3 protein-coding genes and 1 pseudogene are annotated in these 3,235 nt (G+C 61.4%); all 4 read right to left on the bottom strand.

The window, feature by feature from the left end; translation table 11 throughout:
- Positions 1 to 159: 159 nt before the first annotated feature.
- A complete protein-coding gene (locus WAW17_RS19135; RefSeq protein ID WP_422334511.1) occupies positions 160 to 675 on the bottom strand; it encodes an aromatic-ring-hydroxylating dioxygenase subunit beta in 516 nt (171 codons plus the stop codon).
- On the bottom strand, positions 675 to 1,964 hold the full coding sequence (locus tag WAW17_RS19130; protein WP_422334510.1) for an aromatic ring-hydroxylating oxygenase subunit alpha: 1,290 nt from the start codon (positions 1,962 to 1,964) through the stop codon (positions 675 to 677). Before WAW17_RS19130 ends, WAW17_RS19135 begins: the two co-directional genes overlap by 1 nt.
- A 48-nt stretch (positions 1,965 to 2,012) precedes the next feature.
- Complete coding sequence (locus WAW17_RS19125) at positions 2,013 to 2,744, bottom strand: SDR family NAD(P)-dependent oxidoreductase (RefSeq protein ID WP_422334509.1); 732 nt, start codon at positions 2,742 to 2,744, stop codon at positions 2,013 to 2,015.
- 69 nt (positions 2,745 to 2,813) lie between these two features.
- A pseudogene (locus WAW17_RS19120) lies at positions 2,814 to 3,235 on the bottom strand (hypothetical protein); the annotation flags it as partial.

The following is a 3,235-nucleotide window of genomic DNA, read 5'->3' as shown; positions in this document are numbered from 1 at the left end:
GTCGTAGACGGCGGCCGGGTCAGCAGAGAAGCGTCCGCCACTGGCTCTTTCGACGTCGATACCACCTCCGTCGACCACGAGGGTCAGACGGCCATCCAAGTTTGCGATACGCATATTCTGTTTTCCTTCACGTGAAAAATGACGGTCGGTCCAGTGCTATCAGAGAATGAAACTGATCTTGCCCTGCGGACGGAGCACGTCGCAGTCGAGAGTCGCTCTGCGTTCGCGAATTCGGAAGCTTCCGTCGGATTCGCGGTCGAGCAAGTGTCGGTACTCGCCGGTGAACACGTTGGAGACGCCTCGTCGGTAACGGTAGACCGCGAAGTTCGAGCGAACCTCGTACTTGTTCGGGCCCGTTTCACGTACCCGGACGTTGGTGATCAGGCGGCGCGTGCGAGACCTCGGTTGCTCGACGAAGGCCTTTCCGCTCAGGAGCCGTTCGACGCGTCCGCAAATCTGCGCATAGCTGTCGGCAATGATGAACACCGTCTGGTCCGGCGTCTCGGAATCGTGTGTATCGGTGGGCGGTACCAAATATCGGCAGTCCTCCGTGATCAACATCAGCCACTCGTCGAGATGCCATCCGTCGAGCAACTCCGCCTCGTAGTTCAGAAAGCACTGAACCTCGTGCGTCGTTTCCATGTTCGACACCGCAGGGGTCAGAATGCCGGTCATCAGAGACCCCCGCCCACGCCGGTTGCTGTCTCTTCGGAGACCGCCACGTCGTTCTGCCACTGACGCCAGAAGGCGCGCATCTGTTCCTCGTCGGTCACGCCTGGGACTTCCTTTCCGATTCCCTTCGACACGATGTTCCATTCGGTGCCGCGGCCCTCGCCGTATCCCTCCTGACAGGCCTCGATCACCTCGTTGTCGTCCGGGGTCGCGAAGCCGCCCGGGCCGAGGAATTCCAGGTAGCCCTGGATACGGTGCTTTCGCAGCTCGGCTCCTTCCCCGACCGGACCGAGGCACCAGGCACTCACATCGGTGTTGTCGACGGCGATGGGGTCGAGCATCCGGATCTGCAGCGATGCCGCATCGATGATGAGCAGGTTCGGGTAGATCAGGATGTTCTTGGAGGTCTGAGAGATCAGGTCGGCCGTTTCGGCGCCGTGCTTGTCGACGAGTTCGGCTGCGAGTTCACCCACTCGCTCCTTGGCCTGCTCGCTCATGACCACTGCCGGCTTCGCCACCGAACGACCGAAGGGTGCCTTGTACTTGATCATTGCGTGCCCGTTGCCGAGGTTGAGCCCGACTCCGTCGAGACCGCCACTCAGGTCGTACCCGCGCTTACCGAGATACTTGAAGTACGTTTCGTGCACGGCGAGACCGTGGTAACCGTCGAGACTGTTCTCCACGATGAGCTTCCAGTTGCCGCCCATGCGGTACAGGTGCGAGCCCTGGACAACCTCCATCTCGCCGGTGATCGACTGGTCGATGATGGAGTCGAGGTAGGGCAGTACCGGTTCCAGATGTTCCCGCAGGGACGGCGCTTCCGCACTGAACGTAACGAAGACGAAATCACGGTAGATCTCGCAGCGCGGCGAGTCGAGTCCGCTCTCCGCAAGGTTGAAACCCTCTGGGAACGAGGTACGTTCGGCTATGCCGATCAGTTCTCCGGAGTTCCGGTACGTCCACGCGTGGTAGAGGCAGCGGAAGTTGGCCGCATTGCCGGAAGGCTCTCGACAAACCAGAGCCCCACGGTGCCGGCACGAGTTGAAGAACACCCGTACCTCACCGCTCTTGTCCCGGCACAGGATCAGCTTCTCGCCCACCACGGTGCGTGTGAGGAAGTCGCCGTTGTTCGGGATCTCGGACGCATGGCCGATATAGAGCCAGTTGTTCGAGAATATCGTCTTCTTCTCGCGCTCCAGATAGCGCTCATCGGTGAAAACTGAGCGATGAACCCGAAAGTCCACGCCCGGTGTTTCCACTACCAGGTCCTTGAATCCGTCGGTGGCGGTCATCGAGATTTCAACTCCTCATGTCTATTTGGCACTCCCGGCATGCGTTCATCAGATCGTCGAGCCCCCGTTCACGCCCAGGACCTGGCCGTTGATGAATCCGGACTCTGCGCCGGCGAGGAACTCGACAGCAGCGGCGACCTCACTCATCTCCGCCGGCCTGCCCATGGGGATCTGGGAGACGAAGCGCTCCGTGAGGTCTGGCTGTTCCCTCATGAATCTTTCGAACTCCGGAGAACGCACCGCCGGAGGAGCGACCACGTTGAAGGTCACACCTTTCTTACCGAACTCCCGCGAGAGGCTGCCCACCAGCGCGTGCACGCCACCCTTGGCCGCGTTGTAGATGGCGTGGTCTTCGAGACCGTTACGCACGGAGTCGGCACCGATGAAGACGACACGCCCGGAACCGGCCTCGAGCATCTCCGGAAGCACTGCGAGGGTGCAGCGGAGCGCCGACCACAGATTCCGATCGATAGTGGCCTGCAACGTTTCTTCGGTGTGTGACAGCGTAGGCCGAATGACTCCGCCACCGGCGTTGTTGACGAGCACGTCGATCTGGCCGAACGTCGACTTGGCCTGCTCGACCATCTGCTGCGCACCGGCCTCGGTGCTCAGATCTCCCACGCTGGTCACGAGAGGAACGGATCTGTTCTCGAGTTCAGCCGCGATCTTTGCCAGCTTCTCGCCGTCGACGTCGGCGAGCACAAGGGACGCGCCAGCCTTGGCGAATCTCTCACTGAGCGCCCGGCCGATGCCGCACCGGCGCCCGTGACGATCACGCACTTGTCCGCGAACGCACCCTTGTCGGTTTTCGTGGACGTACCCGTCTCAGCTTTCGTGAACCCACCCATGTCAGTTGGCCTCCGCAATCTCGAAAACACCGAAGACCTTGTTCGAGGTGAACAGGTCGGTTTCTATGAGGTTGAGCCAGTCCGGCCCGACGCCGAGCCGATCGACAGCGCCGGCCAAGCAGAACCAGTTGAGCATTTCGTGCTGACCGGCGCGCTCGACCTCCTCGAGAGTCACATCACGCCACGCCGCAGGCTTCTTCCCCAGCAATTCGAAGAGCTCCCGGTCACGAGCGGTGTCGGGCAGAAGGAAATGGGTCTGCTCGTTGAGGAACGCATGGGACCAACTCGAGGAGGCAATCAGCGCCACCCGCGACGCACTCTGTGCGGAGATCTCGGCAATGGCCGCGCCGATGTCGAAACAACGCGCGGGCGAGGGTGATGGCGGGTCGAGTTCCGAGACGTCCTTGGGCATGTCGCTGAGGT

The organism is Rhodococcus sp. (in: high G+C Gram-positive bacteria) (assembly GCF_049286785.1).
In the GTDB taxonomy this organism is placed as follows: Bacteria; Actinomycetota; Actinomycetes; order Mycobacteriales; family Mycobacteriaceae; genus Rhodococcus_F.
Note: the sequence above shows the minus strand (reverse complement) of the source record. Positions and strands in the feature narration are given on the sequence as shown.

Coding starts and splice junctions, on each gene's coding strand:
- WAW17_RS19135 (WP_422334511.1), bottom strand. CDS start 675: ATGACCGGCATTCTGACCCCTGCGGTGTCGAACATGGAAACGACGCAC.
- WAW17_RS19130 (WP_422334510.1), bottom strand. CDS start 1,964: ATGACCGCCACCGACGGATTCAAGGACCTGGTAGTGGAAACACCGGGC.